This window comes from Rhizobium sp. L1K21 (genome assembly GCF_024055895.1).
GTDB lineage: Bacteria > Pseudomonadota > Alphaproteobacteria > Rhizobiales > Rhizobiaceae > Ensifer_A.
The window spans coordinates 172,298-189,752 of sequence record NZ_JAMXLE010000005.1; the positions used below are offsets into that span (position 1 = coordinate 172,298).

Sequence of the window (17,455 nt, forward strand, 5' to 3'; positions counted from 1 at the left end):
GCGCGTGGGTGAGGCTGACCGGATCATCTCCAAAGAGCGCATTGCCATTCTGGGCGATCTCGGCGCGTCCACATTCATTCCCTGGATTGAGCGCCATGCCCGCAAGCTCGGCCTCAAAACATCGTTTTCCACAATTGAGGCGCATCGCATCGAGATGGAAATCGAAGGGCCAGAAGCGCTGATTGACGCCATGGAGATGGGTTGCCTGCTGGGGCCAATCGATGTCTGGGTCGACGAAATCCTGCGTTCTTCCAATGCACGGTCCAGCATTTCCGGCCTGCACACGTGAAGATCGGTAAGGGCATCGCAAGGACACGCGAAATTATACTACTGCACAATTTTTTGGCTATATTGATAACGTCGAATTTTTGTGCAAGCGTGCCAAGGTTTGTGTCTTTGGAGTCTCTTCCAGGGCCATGGATGAATTGAATGCATTAAGAAGATTGTCTCATGTTTCCCAATAACTGGTGCAAGTGGACCCCTGTAGCGCTGTCGGCGGATGTACCGGCTGGTACTGTCATCCCGGCCTGGACGCCGACTGGCGATGTGGCGCTCTGGCGCAGCCAATCCGGGCAACTCTCTGCCAGTTCCGATCGCTGTCCCCATCGCGGCATGCGGCTTTCGCATGGCTTTGTGCGGGGTGAAGCGCTCGCCTGCATCTACCACGGCTGGAGTTATGGGCGCGATGGCGCGTGTCTGCGCATTCCAGCCCATCCCGACCTGCAGCCGCCCGCCAGCATCAACACCCGCAACCAGATCACCACTGAACGTGAAGGCATTGTCTGGGTTGTCAACGAAGCACAGGATGAGCCGCCACCTTCGTTTGACGGCTATTGGCCGCTGCGGTCGATGACCTTTCAGGCCAGTATCGCCGCGCTGGAAGCGGCTGCCGGTGCCAAGGCTGATATCAGCGGATTGATCAGATGCACATTGGGCGGCGAGACCGCATTTCTGCTTGCCGTCACCAAAGGTGAGGCTGAAACAATCGTCCACGTGCTGGCGGACAAGAATGCGTCTCTGGCGCAGCGCATTGCCATCTCGCAGGCGGGCGAACAATTGCGCCGCGACGCAGAAAGCGCCGACGCCCTGGAAGGAGCGAATTGATGTCCGATCCGATGATTGATGAATGGTATCCGGTCGCTCTCTTTTCGAAACTGGATGCGGCTGGCCGCGACACGCTTCTGATGGGACATCCCATTCATGTGGCCCGCACCGGCTCAGAGAGAGTTGCCGCAACGGAAGCCGATGGACGAAGCCTGCCGGTGCGCATCCGCTACGGCCATGTCTGGACGTCGCTGGGCGAACCGAAGAAAGAACTGTTCGACATTCCCGAGGCTGATGAGCCGGGCCGCCGCCTGGTGGATGTCGGTGTAGTGCGTGTGCGCTGCTCGCCGCTGAGGGCTGTCGAGAACTTCCTCGACATTGCCCATTTCCCCTTCGTGCACACCGACATTCTGGGTGCCGAACCACATACGGAAGTCGAAAAATACGATGTGGAAATCCGCGAGAAGGAAGACGAGGTCTGGGCAACCAAGGTGAAGTTCTTTCAGCCGCAGGCGGCCAAGTCAGCGGCTGGCGGCATTACGACGGATTACATGTACCGCGTGCCCGCCCCCACCTGCTCTGTGCTTTACAAGACCTGCCCGCCGCGTCCAGGCGAATGGGATGTCATCACGCTTTTCGTGCAACCGCTGACCGAGGAGCTGTGCGACGTATGGCCGTGGATGGCGCTTTACGATGATGAGGCGGACATGACCGACCTCATCCATTTCCAGCAGATGATCTTCCTGCAGGACCGCTCGATCCTGGAAAACCAGATCCCGCGCCGTCTGCCGCTTGATCCGGGCATGGAAATCCCGACCCGTGCAGACATGACCTCCGTTGCCTATCGGCGCTGGCTGAAGCGGCACAACTATACATATGGCGCGCAACTGGTGGCCCAATGAAACTCTACGACTACATACTCTCACCCAGTTGCTACAAGGTGCGCCTGCTTGCCGCCCTGACTGGCACACAACTCACCCTCCGCCCAGTCGATTTTCATCCCGGCGGCGAACATTTGAGCCCGGCACTTCTGGCGCTTAATCCCGCAGGTTCCATCCCCATTCTGGAAGATGGTGAGCTGGTGTTGACGGAATCGTCCGCCATGCTGGTTTACATTGCGGCCAAGGCCGCACCCGAATGGCTGGGCAGTGGCGACCCGGCTGAAAGCGCCCAAATCCAGCAATGGTTGTCCTTCTCGCACCGGCTCACCGCATCGCTCGGCGGCGCGCGCCTGGTGGAAATGCTGCTGCGACCGGGCGACCTCGCCGCGCTGCAGGCCTCCGGCGTGAAGGCGCTTCGCGAGCTTGAGGCAGCGCTTGCAGTGCAGCGCATGAAGGGCGACATATTCCTCACGGGAAGCAAGCCGACAGTGGCCGATATTGCCTGCTTCCCCTATGTCGCGCTCGCGCCCGACGGCAGCATAGCACTCGACCCCTACCCGTCCATCCGGCTGTGGCTGCGTGCCGTGCGCGCGCTTGACGGCTTCATCGAAATGCCCGGCATTCACCGCCTCCACGAATTGAAACCCGAGCCTGCCAAGGAGACTGCCTGACAATGGCCGGATACCTGTTCAAGAACTGCGCAGCCATTATCGTTGACGACGGCACCGGCCAGACCGTTCATCGCGATGCAGATATTCTCACCGACGGCCCTGCCATCAAGGCGATCGGCCAGAACCTCAGCGCCGCACCCCAGCCCGAAGGGACGACCGTCCGCGACGCCACCGGCTGGTTCGTCTATCCCGGCCTTGTGAACACGCACCATCATTTTTTCCAGACCTTCGTGCGCAACCGCGCCGATCTGGACTGGACGAAACTTTCAGTCATCGAGTGGCTGGATCGCATTTACCCGATCTTCTCGCGCCTCACCGAGGATTGCTTCTACCATTCCTCTCTGACGGCCATGGCCGAACTGATCAAGCACGGCTGCACGACGGCTTTCGACCATCAATATTGCTATCCCCGCCATGCGGGCAAACGCATTGTCGACCGGCAATTCGAGGCCGCTGAAAAGCTCGGCATTCGGTTCCACGCCGGTCGCGGCGGCAATTCGCTGCCGAAATCCGAAGGCTCCACCATTCCAGACGAGATGTTGGAGACGACCGATGAATTTATCAACGATTGCGCCCGCGTGATTGATGCCTATCACGACGATGCGCCCTTCAGCATGCGTCAGGTGGTGGTCTCGCCCTGCCAGCCGGTCAATGCCTATCGCGAGACATTCGTGGAGTCGGTTCGCCTTGCGCGCGACAAGCATGTGTTCCTGCACACGCATGTTGGCGAAGGCGAAAGCCCGGTCATTGAAGCGCGCCACGGCATGCGCACGGTGGACTATCTGGAAGAGATGGGCTTTGCCGGTCCGGACACCTTCTATGCCCATTGCTGGGAGCTGACGCATGCAGAGCTTGCCAAGATGGCCGCCAGCGGCACCGGCGTTTCCCACTGCCCCGAGCCCGTCTATCTCGTCGGCGCGGAAGTGACCGACATCCCGGCCATGGCCGCACTCGGCGTGCGGGTTGGTCTCGGTTGCGATGGGGCGGCATCCAACGACAATTCCAACCTCATGCACTGCATCCATTCCGGCTACATGCTGCAATGCCTAGTCGCTTCCACGCGTCAACATCCCGTGCCGCCACCCGCTGATTTCCTGCGTTACGCAACGGTCGAGGGCGCAAGCCTCTTGGGCCGCAAGGATATCGGCAGGCTCGCGCCCGGCATGGCGGCTGATCTTTTTGCCATCGATACGCGCCGGATGGACTATGTCGGCACCCGTCATGACCCATTGAGCCTTCTTGCCAAGGTCGGCATCGGCATGGCCACCGATATGACGATGGTCAACGGACGCATCGTCTGGGAAGACGGCGAATTTCCGGGCCTCGACGAAGCCAGAATGATGGCCGAGGCCGAAGCTGCACTATCAACAATCACACTCGCATAACCACCAGAAGGGGAACCAACATGAACACGAAACTGACACGCAGAACATTGATGAAGACAACGGCCGCAGCCGGTGTTGCCGCCGCTTTTGGCGGTCGCGCTGCATTTGCCGCTGAAGAACCGTTGGGCATTGCGCTTGTCGTGCCTTCACCGATTGGCGATGTGGGCTGGGGCCGGGCGCTGGCCGATGGGCTTGAGCCGATCAAGGCCGCCTATGGCGACAAGGTGAAGGTCACGATCCTTGAAAACATCGCAGAAGGCCCCGATGCCGACCGCATCATGAACAAGACAGTCGCCGACGGAAACAAGTTCCTGGTTGCCGGTTCCTTCGGTTATCAGAACGGCGCCATCCAGCTTGCCAAGCGCATGCCCGACATTTCCGTTCTCCACGCGTCCGGCTACATGGTCGCGCCGAACTTCTCGCCCTTCGCGGCGAAATATTTCCAGGGCACCTATCTGATGGGCATGGCAGCAGCCGCCCTTTCCAAGACCGGCAAAATCGGCTCGGTTTCGGCTTTTGCAATCCCTGAGCTCATCACGTCGATCAACGCCTTCACGCTCGGTGCGCAGACTGTCAACCCGGATATCGATGTCTCCGTCATCTGGGTCAACAGCTGGTTCGATCCGGCCAAGGAGCAGGATGCCGCCAAGGCACTGATGTCTCAGGATTGCGACGTGATCTTCTCCAATGCGCAGGACACGCCTTCTGTGATTTCAGCTTGCGAAGATGCCGGCGTCTATGCTTTCAACCTCAACTCCTCGATGAAAAAATATGCCGAGAAGACCTATCTCGGCTGCGTGCTGACTGACTGGTCGCCCTATTTCAAGGCGCAGGTCGAGGCCCATATGGCAGGCACGTTCACGGGCGCAAACGCCTTCCTCGGCGTCGAAGACAAGGTTGTTGAGGTCGTTGACTGGAACCCCGACGTTCCCGCCGACATGATGACCAAGATCAAGGATGTGGAAGCCAAGATCGCAGACGGCAGCTTCTCGCCGTTTAGCGGCCCGATCACAAAGCAGGACGGCAGCGTCGGCGTTGCCGAAGGCACAACCCTAACGGACGCCGAGATCGTTGCGATGGATTGGCACGTCAAGGGTGTCTCCACGCCTCTGCCGAAGTGATCGCCCTTCGATGAGCGAAACACTCCTCAGCCTGAAAGGCATCTCGAAAAGCTACGGCCCGGTGCGCGCCAATCGCGGCATTGACCTGGCTGTCGCCCCGCGTTCCATTCACGCCATTCTGGGCGAGAACGGCGCCGGCAAATCCACGCTCATGAAGCTGATCTATGGCGTGGAAACCCCGGATGAGGGCGAGATCCACTGGCAGGGGAAACCCATTCGTCTCGCCTCTCCCGCAGAGGCGAGACGCCACGGCATCGGCATGGTATTTCAGCATTTCTCGCTGTTTGAGACCCTGACCGTTGTTGAAAACATCGCGCTCGTTGTCCCCGGCAAGAAAGCCGACCTGGTGACGCGCATTCGCACCCTCGGGGAAGATTTCGGCCTTGAGATCGACCCTTTTGCCCATGTGCATGCGCTTTCTGTGGGCGAGCGGCAGCGTGTGGAGATCGTGCGTTGCCTGATGACCAATCCCAAATTGCTCATCCTGGATGAGCCGACATCGGTTCTGCCGCCGCAGGCTGTCGAGCGCCTGTTTGAAACACTGAGACGCCTGCGCGATGGCGGCGTGTCGATTCTGTTCATTTCCCACAAGCTCGAAGAAATCCGGGCGATTTGCGACCACGCAACCATCCTGCGGGCGGGCGAAGTGACCGGCAATGTCGATCCGCGCGAACACGATGCACATGATCTGGCGCAGATGATGATCGGGCGTGACATGCCCGAGCCCGCGCCGGTGGTGGAGGTGGAAAAGGGCGAGAAGCGGCTGGAACTGATCGGCCTCAACTATGCGCCCGATGATCCTTTCGCCGTTGCGCTTTCCGATATCACACTTTCTGTGCGCGGCGGCGAAATTCTCGGCATTGCGGGCATTTCCGGCAATGGACAAAGCGAGCTTGCGCAGATCATTTCCGGCGAAATCCGTTTGCCCAACCTCGTCAGCGACGAACTCTTTATCATGGGCAAACCTGCGGGTGACTTCACCCCGGCGCAGCGCCGCAGGCTCGGCATGGCCTTTGTGCCGGAAGACCGCCTGGGCCGTGGCGCAGTGCCGGAAATGTCGCTGACCATGAACGGTCTTTTGACCGCCCACCCGCTCGGCCTGTTGAAAAACGGCTTCATCAGTCAGGAAAAGGCACAAGCCTTTGCAGAGGAATGCATCCGCGATTTTGACGTGCGAACGCCCGGCACAGAGGCCGAGGCCGGCGCGCTTTCCGGCGGCAACCTGCAGAAATTCATTGTCGGCCGCGAAATCATGCTGGCGCCGAAACTGCTCTTCGTCGCCCAGCCCACCTGGGGTGTGGACATTGGCGCGGCCACCGCCATTCGCCGGCGGCTGGTGGCGCTTCGCAATGCGGGCATGGCCATTCTCGTGATCTCCGAAGAGATCGAAGAGCTGTTCGACATCTGCGACTACATTCAGGTTCTGCATCACGGCAGGCTGAGCAAACCGCTGGTGACGCGCCAGACAAAGCTCGAAGAGGTGGGCCGCTACATGATTGGTGCCGAAACGGACGCGGAGGCTGCCCGCGCATGATGATGCCGCACCTGATCCGCCGCGAGCGCGCCTCGCTGAAAATGACACTGCTGGCCCCGGTCATCGCGCTTGCCGTGGCCATCGTGCTCAATTTCGCGCTCTACATTCTCATGGGCAAAAGTCCGCTCGATGTCTTCCACGCCATGCTGCTGGAGCCGATCCTGTCCTGGTATTCCTTCACCGAAGTGCTGTTGAAAATGGGGCCGTTGCTTTTGATCGCGCAGGGCCTTGCCATCGGCTATCGCGCCAAGGTGTTCAATATCGGGGCTGAAGGCCAGTTCATTCTGGGTGCAGTCTGCGCCTCTTCGATCCCGGTCTGGTTTCCGCAGGCGGAAGGCGCATGGATCTGGCCGCTGATGCTCCTTCTCGGTGCGCTTGGCGGTGCCTTCTGGGCCTCAATCACGGCCTTCTGGCGCGTGCGGCTCAATGCCAATGAAATCCTCGTCTCGCTGATGCTGGCGCTGGTGGCAGAACAGGTGCTGAACTACCTGCTGCTCGGCCCCTGGAAAGACCCGATGGGCTTCAACTTCCCGCAATCGGTCATGTTCCAGATGGATGCGCTCGTGCCGACGCTGATACCTGGAACCCGCGTCAACGTTTCGCTTCTGATCACGCTTTTCCTGTCGATCCTCGCATGGGCCTTCATGCAGAAGAGTTTTGCGGGCTATAAACTCCAGGTCGGCGGTCTTGCACCGGGGGCGGCCCGCTATGCAGGCTTTTCCGAAAGCGGCGCGATCTGGCTCTCGCTGCTGATTGGCGGTTTTGCGGCCGGTCTTGCAGGGGCCGCAGAAGTGGCCGGTCCGCTTGGCCAGCTGCAACGCTCCATTTCCACCGGCTACGGCTATGCGGCCATCATCGTTGCCTATCTCGGCGGGCTTCACCCGATCGGCATCATCCTGTCATCCTTCTTCATGGCAATTCTCTATATCGGCGGCGACAATGCCATGGTCTCCGCCAGCCTGCCGATTGCAGCCGTGCGCGTCTTCCAGGGCAGCCTGCTTCTGTCATACCTCATCGCTGTAGCCTTCGTGCGCTACCGCATCGAGTGGCCGACAACACCGAAGGGAGCGCGGGCATGAGCGCCGTTGAGTTCATCCTGGCCAGCATGCTGGCCGCCGCCACCCCCTTTCTGCTGGCCGCCCTTGGCGAACTGGTGGCAGAACGCTCGGGCGTCATGAACCTCGGTGTCGAGGGCATGATGGCGCTTGGTGCTGCGCTCGCCTTCATCATCGTGCACAATGGCGGCGGGCATTTTCTGGCCTTCCTCGCCGCCGGGCTCGCCGCAACGGCGCTCTCGCTGGTCTTTGCCTTTGTGGCGCTTGGGTTTCGCGCCAACCAGGTGGCAACAGGGCTTGCCATCGGCATATTCGGCCAGGGCCTTTCCGCCCTCTTCGGCAAATCCTATGAGGCGATGACGGTGAAAAGCCTGCCGAAGATGTCCATTCCCGGCCTTTCCGATCTTCCCGTGATCGGCGGATTGTTCACGCAGGATATCGTGGTCTGGCTGTCGCTCATCGTCACGCTTGTCATCGGTATTGCCTTTGCGCGCTCAAAGGTCGGCCTTGTGTTGCGCGCTGTTGGTGAGAACCCGAAGGCTGCGCGCGCCATCGGCTATCCCGTCATCGCCATTCGCGTCGGGGCTGTGGCCTTTGGTGGTCTCATGGCCGGCTTTGCCGGTGCCTATGCGTCCGTGGTCTACACCCCGCTCTGGGCTGATGGCATGATCGCCGGCCGCGGCTGGATCGCCATTGCGCTCGTTGTCTTCGGCACATGGCTCACCGGCCGCATCTTTCTCGGTGCCTGCCTGTTTGGTGCTGTTTCGCTGATCGGGCTGACAGCGCAGACAAGCGGGCTTGCCATTCCCTCTCAGCTTCTTTCCAGCCTGCCCTATATTGTGACCATTGTGGTCCTCGGCATTATCTCCTCCAACAAACGGCTTTTGAAGCTGAACGGCATTGCCTCACTGGGAGAGCCGTTCGAGCGCTGAAACCCATCGATGCGGCAATCGCTGCTGGAGCCAACCGATTGGCTCTTGAACTAAACGGTAAAACCTGCATCGTGCTGAGCGGATCATTCGTCAACGAACGCCTTTGAAACATACGAAGACAGCGTGGCGAATGACGCCTACCCGCCATTCTAGAAAAGAGACCTCCGATGTCCACGCTTTCGAATTCGCTTGCCGCCACCGATATAGCCACTGTCATGCACCCCTACACGAACATGCGCCTGCATGAAGCGGACGGCCCGGTGGTGATTGCCCGCGGTGAGGGCATTCACGTCTACGACGAAAGCGGCAAGGAATATATCGAAGGTCTGGCCGGGCTTTGGTCCGTGGCCCTCGGCTTTTCTGAGAAACGTCTGGCAGACGCCGCCTACAAGCAGATGCTGCAGCTGCCCTATTACCACACATTCTCGTCCAAATCGCATGAACCCTCCATCCGCCTTGCCGATAAGCTGGTGGAGATGACCCCGGACAACCTCTCGCGCGTCTTCTTCACCTCGTCCGGCTCGGAGGCCAACGACACGATCGTGAAGATGGTGTGGTTCATGAACAATGCGCTCGGGCGTCCGAAAAAGAAGAAATTTCTCTCGCGTATCAAGGGCTATCACGGGATTACGGTCGCCTCCGGATCGCTCACCGGCCTGCCGATCAACCACCGCGATTTCGACCTGCCGGCCATTCCGGTTCGCCACCTTACCTGCCCGCATTTTTACCGCTTCGGTGAAGAGGGCGAGGATGAGAGCGCCTTCACCGCACGCCTTCTGGCCGAACTGGAAGCCGTGATTGCCGAAGAAGGGGCCGACACGATTGCTGCCTTTATCGGCGAGCCGCTGATTGCCGCCGGTGGCGTGCTGCCGCCGCCTGCTGGCTATTGGGAAGGTGTTGAAAAAATCTGCCGCGCCAATGACATTCTCATTGTGGCCGATGAGGTCATTTGCGGCTTCGGGCGTCTCGGCACGCCATTCGGTGCGCAGAAATACAATTTCACGCCGGACATCATGACGACCTCGAAGCAGATCACGTCGTCCTACATGCCGCTTGCTGCCGTCATCTTCTCCGATGCAATTTATCAGGCCATTGCCGACAATACGGCCAAGATCGGCAATTTCGGTCATGGCTTCACGGCATCCGGCCATCCGGTGGCAACGGCAGTTGCGCTGGAAAATCTGGCAATCATTGAGGAGCGCGACCTGATCGGCAACGCGGCCCGGCTGGAAGCCAAGTTCCAGGCCGGTCTGCGCTCCTTTGCCGACCATCCGCTGGTGGGCGAAGCCCGTGGCACCGGTCTGATCGGCGCGCTGGAACTGGTGGCCGACAAGCCGACGAAAAAGCTCTTCGACAAGCCCGGCGCTGCCGGTGCGATTGCCAACAAGATCGGCCATGAAGAGGGCCTGATCTTCCGCTCCATCGGCGACACGCTGGCGCTTTGCCCGCCGCTGATCGTGACGGAAAGCGATGTCGACGAAATCATGCGCCGGATGGGCAATGCACTTGAAAGGCTGACGCCTGCGGTGAAAGCCGAAGGGCTGAGCTGAGACCCTGCCAGCCTGAGGAAGAGACAGGAAGGACGGCTGGCGGAAAAGCTGGCCGTCTTTTTTTTTGCGCGCCTCTTGGCATCTTTGCGCGCAAGCCCCGCAAAAGCTCGCTTCGATAGTTTCATCTTTCAAGATAGTCGAAATGTGTATGGTTCTGAGTCTGTTAGCGCCCGCAAAGGCCCCGGACGAACCAGACTCACAAGCGAGTGGCGCGATGAAAGACAACCGCATTTATGTGACCAAGCCGAAGCTGCCGCCGCTTGAGGAATTCATTCCATCGCTCGAAAAAATCTGGGAAAACCGCATCCTCACCAATGGTGGCCCCTTCCATCAGCAATTCGAGGAAGAACTGGCCGCCCATCTCGGCGTTCCTTATGTCAGCCTCTTTTCCAACGGTACGCTGGCGCTCATGACCGCGCTGCAGGCATTGCGCGTCACCGGCGAAGTCATCACCACGCCCTACACCTTCGTCGCCACATCGAATGCTCTGCTTTGGAACGGGTTGAAGCCGGTTTTTGCCGATGTCGATCCGCAAACGCTGAACCTTTCGCCCAAGGCAATCGAGGCGGCCATCACGCCTGAAACCACGGCCATCCTGCCGGTTCATTGTTACGGTCAACCCTGTGATGTTGAGGCGATCCAGAAGATTGCCGACGATTATAACCTCAACGTGATCTATGACGCAGCCCACGCCTTCGGTGTGAACACGCCCAAAGGCAGCGTGTTGAATTATGGCGACCTCTCAATCCTCAGCCTGCATGCCACAAAGGTGTTCAACACGTTTGAGGGCGGAGCAATTGTCTGCAAGGATATCAAGACTAAAACGCGCATCGACCGGCTGAAGAATTTCGGTTTTGTGGATGAGACCACCGTGGTCACCCACGGCATCAACGGCAAGATGAATGAATTCAGCGCAGCACTTGGCCTGCTGCAGCTCAAATATATCGACAGCATGATTGAGGCCCGCCAGACCGTTGACGCGCTTTACCGCGAAAAACTGGCTGGCATTCCAGGCATCTCCTGCATCACCGGCGACGGCGAAGGTCGACACAACTATTCCTATTTCCCGATCCTGGTTGGACCGGAATACGGCATCGACCGCGATGCGCTCTACGAACTCTTGAGTGAAAACGGCATTCACGCGCGCCGTTACTTCCATCCACTCGTGTCATCCTTCCCGATGTATCGCAACCTGCCTTCGGCACGCGAAGACAACCTTCAGGTGGCCCTCAAAGCCGCTTCGGAAGTGCTTTGCCTGCCGATCTATCCCGATCTGGAAACCACCACGATTTCGACGATAACCGACATTATCGCACGTGGTTCCACCGCCGCTTAGGCTTGCAGATCAGCGGTCTATCAACGACGGAGAAAACATGCCCCGCGTTTCCATCTGCATTCCGGCCTACAAGCCGGAATTCTTCGAAACCACACTCAAGAGCGCTATCGCGCAGAGCTATCCCGACACCGAAATCATCGTCTCGGACGACTGCCCGACGGATGCGATTGAAAAGATTTGCGACCGGTATAGCGGCTTTGTTTCCTACAGCCGCAATCCCGATCCCGGTGAGTCAACAAACGTCATCCGCCTGGCCGGTCTGGCGAACGGCGAGTTTATCAAGTTTCTTTTTGACGACGATGTTCTGACACCATTCTGCGTCCAGTTTTTGCTGGAAGCCTTGGAGCAGACCGCCAGCAAGGGGACCAAGCTTGCATTTTCGCCCCGCTACTCGATTGATGAAAACAATCGAGTAATGGGATTGATCAATCATTTCCAGATCGCCAATGAAAACAAGCTGATCGAGGGAAACCATTTCATTCGTCTGACAGCCATCAATCACGCCAATCTGATCGGTGAATATTCCACCACCCTGCTCTATCGTGAAGATTGCTTCGACGATGATGGCGTGTTTCGGCTCTTTCGTCCTATCGATGGTGTTTTTCGTGGGCTGCTTGACCTGTCGGGCTGGATCGACATTGCCAAGCGAGGCGCATTTGTGGGCTGCCCCCATCCGTTATCTTACTTCCGCCAGCATGGCGGCTCGCAGTCGAACCACCAGACAAATCCAATTTTCATTTACGCGATCACCTTCTATGAAAACATCATGGAAATGGCCTTTGCCGAAGGTTATCTCCTGCCGCAGGATCTCGGGCAATCACTGAAAAGGTTGATCAGCACGTATGAGTATTGGCGAAATGCCTTTCCCGAGTTGAACCCACGCATCGATACGCTTCAAAAGCGCCTCGCACTTCTGCCGGCGATGTAGTTGGAGCTTCAGGCCGAGACGGTCGCCAAATCTGTCGCCCCATCCTGGCTCTTGTCTCTGGAGACGGCCGCAGGTCGCAGGCTGATCCAGCTCCTGTTCTTCCGCGAACGTTCAACTGCATCCAGAAGCTCAAGCCCCTCAAGGGATGCCGGCAAACCGAGAACGTAATCTGCATTGACATGCACCGCGCCATCGAGCCTGGCGATCAGCGCATCTGCAATGTCTTCGTAATAGTTGGCAAAAGCCTCTATAAAGCCTGCGGGGTGGCCGGCCTTGAAACGCTCATAGCGCTTCTGGTTGGCGATATTGAGATCAGGGCTGGATCGGTCGATATTGATGCGGTGTCCGAGACGGTCCGCATATTTGAGATTTTCGGGAAACTCCTGCAGCCATTCAAGCGAACCATTCGAACCGTAAAGACGAAATCCCAGCCCGTTGCAGGCACCAAGCGCCACTTTTCCGTACCACATGTTACAGGAAAATCCGCCGTCGCAATTCACCATGGCTGTGATGTTGTCAGTCAGGCCGGGGAAATTGCCGAAGCTTTGGCCCGAGGCGCAGACATCAATTGGGGTGCGCCCGGTCAGGAACTTCAGAAGTGAATGGACATGCACACCCAGATCAAGCGAAACGGTGGATATGGGGCCATCTACTAGACGCCAATCCTGCGGACGGATCGGCTGGCCATTGCGACCAAGCTTGAGAAAACCTTCCTGCGGCATCTCGATATGGATCTGCTGAAGTTCGCCGAGAAGCCCGCGCTGCACCATGTCGCGGGCTTCGCGCACCATGGGGTAGCCCGTATAGTTGAACGTGACCGCCAGAAAGCTCTTATCCGAACCCGCCCGCCAGATGTCGTGCACCTCCTGAATGCTGCCGGCAAGCGCTTTTTCGCAAATGACCGGTATGCCCGCCTCGAAAGCCTTCACCACCTGTTCGGTATGCTGCCGCGTCGGAGTGAGGATCAGAAGCACGTCCACCTCGCTCTTTTCTGCGGCGAGCATCGTCACCAGGTCTTTGTAGGTGCGATGCTCTTCAATGCCGTATAGCGCCGCGGTCTGCCCATTCACATCGTCATGGCGGCTGAAACAACCAGCAACGACCTCGTAACGCTGGGTGAGTTCGATTGCGTGTTTGTGCGCCATACCGACAGCAGAATTGATACCGCCGCCCAGAACAGCAAGTTTCAGCTTGCGCACCCCGTTTGATCGAAAATCTACCATGCGAATTCTCCTTCCATCGTCTGGAGACGGATATATGAGGCAAAATCGGGAACAACATCTCGCATTTGCTCAAAGTCTTCGAAGCGGGCAAAAAGAATTGCCAGTTTGTCATACGGTGCAGGGCTCAAGAGTTTGCCCGTCACCCTCAGTGGCGCAATCTGAGCCACTGCGCCGGGAATTTCGGCTGTAAAGCTGAGAGGCGTAATTTTGCCGCTCTTGGTCGAAACCGTGTGACGCCCGACCAGCCGCGGCGGATCGAAACGCGGCTTGATTTCGATCGCCTCACCAAGCAGAAGCGCTACGACAAGGTCTGAATAGCCAATACCCAAAGACAGATCGATCATGTGCCCATAGAGGTCGCCTGGGCTGCGCCGCATGGGTTCGATAATCCAGACGTCGTCGCCGCGCCAGATAAACTGCGTGTGCAGAAGACCGTCATTCAGGGCAAGCAAGGAAACGATCCGCCCCATGGCAGCGCGCATCGCTCCGCGTGCTCTCTCAGTCAGTGCAGAGGGGTGATGCGAACAATCCACCTGATAGGGATAAACCGTGCAATATTCATCGGCGAAGACGTCGTAGATAATCTTGCCGTCGCGCACAAAGGCGGAGTGACTTGAGAGTTGCCCCTCAATGAACTCCTCGACAACGATTTCACCATTTCTGGCATGTTTACGCGCTTCAGCCACAGCCGCTGGCAGTTGCGCCGCATCACGGACCGTGACAACGCCGCGCCCGCTATAGCTGTCCGTCGGCTTCACCAGCAGGGGATAGGCAAACTCGCCGACTAAAATCGAATCGTTCGGACCAAATGCCTTTGAGCGCGGTCCCGGCAATTCATTTTCCCGCATGAAACGCCGGAATGCAGCCTTCTCGTGCAGAATCCGTGTAACCTCCACCGAATCCCATCCGGGCAGTCCAAGCCTTTCGGCAACATAAGCGCAGGAGCGGAAAGAGACGTCATTCCCCGTTGGCACCAGCAGATCATATCTGCCTGATTCCATCTCCCTTAGAAGGGCTTCTTCGTCGCTGTAATCGAGATCGACGGAAGAATCGGCATGATCATGGCACGGCTCGTCTAAACGGTTGCCGCAAACGGTGATGTTAAAGCCTCGCTTTTTTAAAGCAAAAACAATAGGGATAGCACTGAAATTGCTGCCCACAACGAGCGCTTTTCTGGTCATTTCGGCAAATTCCGCAATTCGGCTTCCCCATTTCTGCAAAGACTAGGAAACCAAGTTTGCTTGAGGCTTACGCGAGCCAAAACGTAGGCTTCGCACAATGCTGAATGCGTATAGCTCCAGGTAGAAGAGTCAAAGCGAGCGCCTAAAAAATGGAACTTCTTGACGCCGCAATCTGCGGCGAGACCTCAAAGACAATCGCAACAGCACCGACCTTCAGCGTGATCATTCCCGTTTTCAATGCGGAAAAAACACTCGAACGGTGTGTTGACAGCCTGCTCAATCCGAACGGCAACGAGCGCTTTGAAATTCTCATCGTGGACGACTGCTCGACAGATGCGACGCTGGATCTGGCCAAGACGCTTAGCGATCGCAATCCGCGGATCACGGTGTTCCGCACGGAGCAGAATGTTGGACCCGGGGTTGCCCGCAATCTTGGCGTTGAAAATTCCAAGGGGGACTGGGTTCTTTTCGTAGACGCGGACGATGTAGTGGAACCCGATTTCTTTTCCCGGCTCGCTCATATGGCCACGGAGACAAAGGCAGATATCATTGCCTTCAACGCCCGTCTGAATGGGCCGCAGGGGGAGACGCTGAAAGAACGGATTCGCATCGATCTTCAGCTCGTTTCGGGTGACAACCGCGTTATCGACTATCTGCAGGACAGGATCGACAGGTCCGTCATTCACCACGCATTTCGCCGTCATTTTCTCAACCGTAACAGCCTTTCATTTCGCGCCGGGCTTCACGAAGACGTGGACTATATGTTCAACGCACTGGCCAAAGCCACCGGTGTCGCCGTTCTCGACCAGCCGATATACCGCAAAATCAATACCAGCGGATCGATCGTCAATTCCCTCAGCGTGCGCCACATTGAAGGATTCTTCGCCGCGCTTGATGCGATCTGTGCGTCGCTCCAATCCGGCACGTCCACGGGCGACTGGCGGGCTGCGTTCCTCACCGGTATCGTCAACGTGACGGCAACCCGGCTCTCCGCCATGTTGTCTCCAAGCATCGACAAGGTGGAAAACACCGAGACGATCCTGGAAGCGCTTTACACCCATGCGAAGCGCAGCCTTGCGAAGGCTGGTTTCCACCTGCCACTGGATATCCCTGCGGATAGTTTCCGCACCAAATACAGGATCATCTTCGACAGCTTCATCGCCTCCATGGAGACCGGCGAGGGGAGCGCAGAGACGCTGGCGAAGATCGCAGCAATTCTGCCGAAGAGCTGGAGTTGCTACGATCTCCATCATTCCGTTTTTTTGGGACCGGGGGAGATCAGAACCTGCTGCAAACGCTTCACTTATGAGGGGGAACTGAAAGGCGATGTGGTGCTTTTCGGCGGCGACGGCAAGGATTTCGAATTCACCTACGACGATATACGAAAAGCCAAGAACGCGCTCTATCTCGAGATCAACCGTGACAACAGCGATGAATGCCGCGGCTGTCCTTTTTTGAAGTTTGAAGACTGGGGCAAGCCACTCGACCAAGGCGTCAAGTATCTTTCCTTCGAGCACCACTCACTATGCAACATGCGCTGCACCTATTGCAGCGAAACCTACTATGGCGGACAGAAGCCGGCCTATGACGCAGGAGCCTTTATCGACACATTGAAGGAAGGCAAAGCTCTGGAAAATATGGAATATATTGTTTGGGGTGGTGGTGAGCCGACTGTCGATCAAGCGTTTCCCGAGCAGGTGAAAAAGCTTGCCGACGGCATCAGCAATATCAAGCAACGTGTTATATCCAATGCCACGCTTTTCACTGAGACGCTCGCCGACCTGCTGTCGGAAGATCGTGCGATGATGGTTACCAGCATCGACGCAGGCAATGCTAGAAACTTCGATGCGATCCGCAAGTACAAGCATTTCGACCGCGTTATGGCCAATATCAGGCGATATGCGGAAAAAGGCGCACGAAACATCGTGCTCAAATACATCCTGCTTCCCGAAAACGCGTCATTCGAAGAGCTTGACCAGTTTGTTGCGCTGATGAAGGCAAATGGGCTGGAGGATTGCAATTTCCAGATCAGTTGCGATTTCAAGTCCGATGAAGTTACGACCGAGCAACTTGCCGCCATTGTTCATCTTCATGACGGCCTCAGAAAGCTCGGTGTTCGTCATATTTTCCTCGACGATCTTGTCTGGCAGAGGCTTTCTCAGGTGACAGCCCAGAAACTCAATTCGCTACGGCAGCTGCTGGGTAACGAAGCCCTTAATGAGGCGCTGGAGCCTACGCCGGAGAACGGCGTTGTCGTCTGGGGTGTGGGCGGGCAGGCGCAATTGCTGCGCAAGAGATCAAACTTCTTCAAAACAGCCAAAATTGCCTACTACGTAGATCCGCGGGAAAATTGGATCGGGACGACAGTCGACGGCGTGGAGGTTCGCGCGCCCGAGGCTCTGCTTGATGACGAACTGCCGGTGATCATTGGCGCCGTCCAGAGCGCACCGCAAATTCTGGACCAGTTTCTGGCTTTGGGCCTCCCCGCGAATCGCCTGGTGCGCAGACTGATCCTCTAGGTCACGGACCCATAAATGAGGCTGTTTTGGCGGTAAAATGACAAAAATATGCGAGGAAATGGTTGAAAAGCGGGCCTTGTGGCCCGGTTGAAGCC

The 17,455-nt window shown here is 57.7% G+C and carries 15 protein-coding genes; 13 read left to right on the forward strand and 2 right to left on the reverse strand.

The window, feature by feature from the left end:
- Window positions 1-4: 4 nt before the first annotated feature.
- From NHF56_RS19300 to NHF56_RS19355, 12 genes are all read left to right on the forward strand, one after another.
- Window positions 5-289 (forward strand): acylphosphatase, encoded by a 285-nt coding sequence (locus NHF56_RS19300; RefSeq protein WP_252807633.1) that lies wholly within the window; start codon window positions 5-7, stop codon window positions 287-289.
- A gap of 161 nt (window positions 290-450) precedes the next feature.
- On the forward strand, window positions 451-1,104 hold the full coding sequence (locus NHF56_RS19305; protein ID WP_252807635.1) for a Rieske (2Fe-2S) protein: 654 nt from the start codon (window positions 451-453) through the stop codon (window positions 1,102-1,104).
- On the forward strand, window positions 1,104-1,946 hold the full coding sequence (locus NHF56_RS19310) for an aromatic ring-hydroxylating dioxygenase subunit alpha (RefSeq protein WP_252807636.1): 843 nt from the start codon (window positions 1,104-1,106) through the stop codon (window positions 1,944-1,946). The genes NHF56_RS19305 and NHF56_RS19310 overlap by 1 nt, the downstream gene beginning before the upstream one ends.
- Window positions 1,943-2,596, forward strand: a complete 654-nt coding sequence (locus tag NHF56_RS19315) for a glutathione S-transferase family protein (protein WP_252807638.1) — start codon at window positions 1,943-1,945, stop codon at window positions 2,594-2,596. Before NHF56_RS19310 ends, NHF56_RS19315 begins: the two co-directional genes overlap by 4 nt.
- Before the next feature lie 2 nt (window positions 2,597-2,598).
- Window positions 2,599-3,981, forward strand: a complete 1,383-nt coding sequence (locus NHF56_RS19320) for an amidohydrolase (protein WP_252807640.1) — start codon at window positions 2,599-2,601, stop codon at window positions 3,979-3,981.
- A 20-nt stretch (window positions 3,982-4,001) separates the two neighbouring features.
- A complete protein-coding gene (locus tag NHF56_RS19325; RefSeq protein ID WP_252807643.1) occupies window positions 4,002-5,102 on the forward strand; it encodes a BMP family ABC transporter substrate-binding protein in 1,101 nt (366 codons plus the stop codon).
- A 10-nt stretch (window positions 5,103-5,112) separates the two neighbouring features.
- Window positions 5,113-6,636 (forward strand): ABC transporter ATP-binding protein, encoded by a 1,524-nt coding sequence (locus NHF56_RS19330; RefSeq protein WP_252807645.1) that lies wholly within the window; start codon window positions 5,113-5,115, stop codon window positions 6,634-6,636.
- Window positions 6,633-7,715 carry an ABC transporter permease gene (locus NHF56_RS19335; protein ID WP_252807647.1) on the forward strand — a complete coding sequence of 361 codons (1,083 nt, stop codon included), beginning with the start codon at window positions 6,633-6,635 and terminating at the stop codon, window positions 7,713-7,715. The genes NHF56_RS19330 and NHF56_RS19335 overlap by 4 nt, the downstream gene beginning before the upstream one ends.
- Entirely contained in the window at window positions 7,712-8,623 is a 912-nt protein-coding gene (locus NHF56_RS19340; protein ID WP_252807648.1) for an ABC transporter permease, read from the forward strand. The genes NHF56_RS19335 and NHF56_RS19340 overlap by 4 nt, the downstream gene beginning before the upstream one ends.
- A gap of 167 nt (window positions 8,624-8,790) precedes the next feature.
- On the forward strand, window positions 8,791-10,173 hold the full coding sequence (locus NHF56_RS19345; protein WP_252807651.1) for an aspartate aminotransferase family protein: 1,383 nt from the start codon (window positions 8,791-8,793) through the stop codon (window positions 10,171-10,173).
- 214 nt (window positions 10,174-10,387) lie between these two features.
- Entirely contained in the window at window positions 10,388-11,509 is a 1,122-nt protein-coding gene (locus NHF56_RS19350) for a DegT/DnrJ/EryC1/StrS aminotransferase family protein (protein ID WP_252807653.1), read from the forward strand.
- A gap of 37 nt (window positions 11,510-11,546) precedes the next feature.
- Entirely contained in the window at window positions 11,547-12,437 is an 891-nt protein-coding gene (locus NHF56_RS19355; RefSeq protein WP_252807655.1) for a glycosyltransferase family 2 protein, read from the forward strand.
- Between the two features lie 8 nt (window positions 12,438-12,445).
- Here the strand turns inward: NHF56_RS19355 and NHF56_RS19360 are convergent, their stop codons facing one another.
- Both NHF56_RS19360 and NHF56_RS19365 read right to left on the reverse strand, forming a co-directional pair.
- On the reverse strand, window positions 12,446-13,660 hold the full coding sequence (locus NHF56_RS19360; RefSeq protein WP_252807658.1) for a Gfo/Idh/MocA family protein: 1,215 nt from the start codon (window positions 13,658-13,660) through the stop codon (window positions 12,446-12,448).
- Entirely contained in the window at window positions 13,654-14,841 is a 1,188-nt protein-coding gene (locus tag NHF56_RS19365; RefSeq protein ID WP_252807660.1) for an acetyl-CoA carboxylase biotin carboxylase subunit family protein, read from the reverse strand. The genes NHF56_RS19360 and NHF56_RS19365 overlap by 7 nt, the downstream gene beginning before the upstream one ends.
- Window positions 14,842-14,990: 149 nt before the next feature.
- Here NHF56_RS19365 and NHF56_RS19370 point away from each other — a divergent pair, with 149 nt between their 5' ends.
- Entirely contained in the window at window positions 14,991-17,360 is a 2,370-nt protein-coding gene (locus NHF56_RS19370) for a glycosyltransferase (RefSeq protein WP_252807662.1), read from the forward strand.
- The last annotated feature ends 95 nt before the right edge of the window (window positions 17,361-17,455 follow it).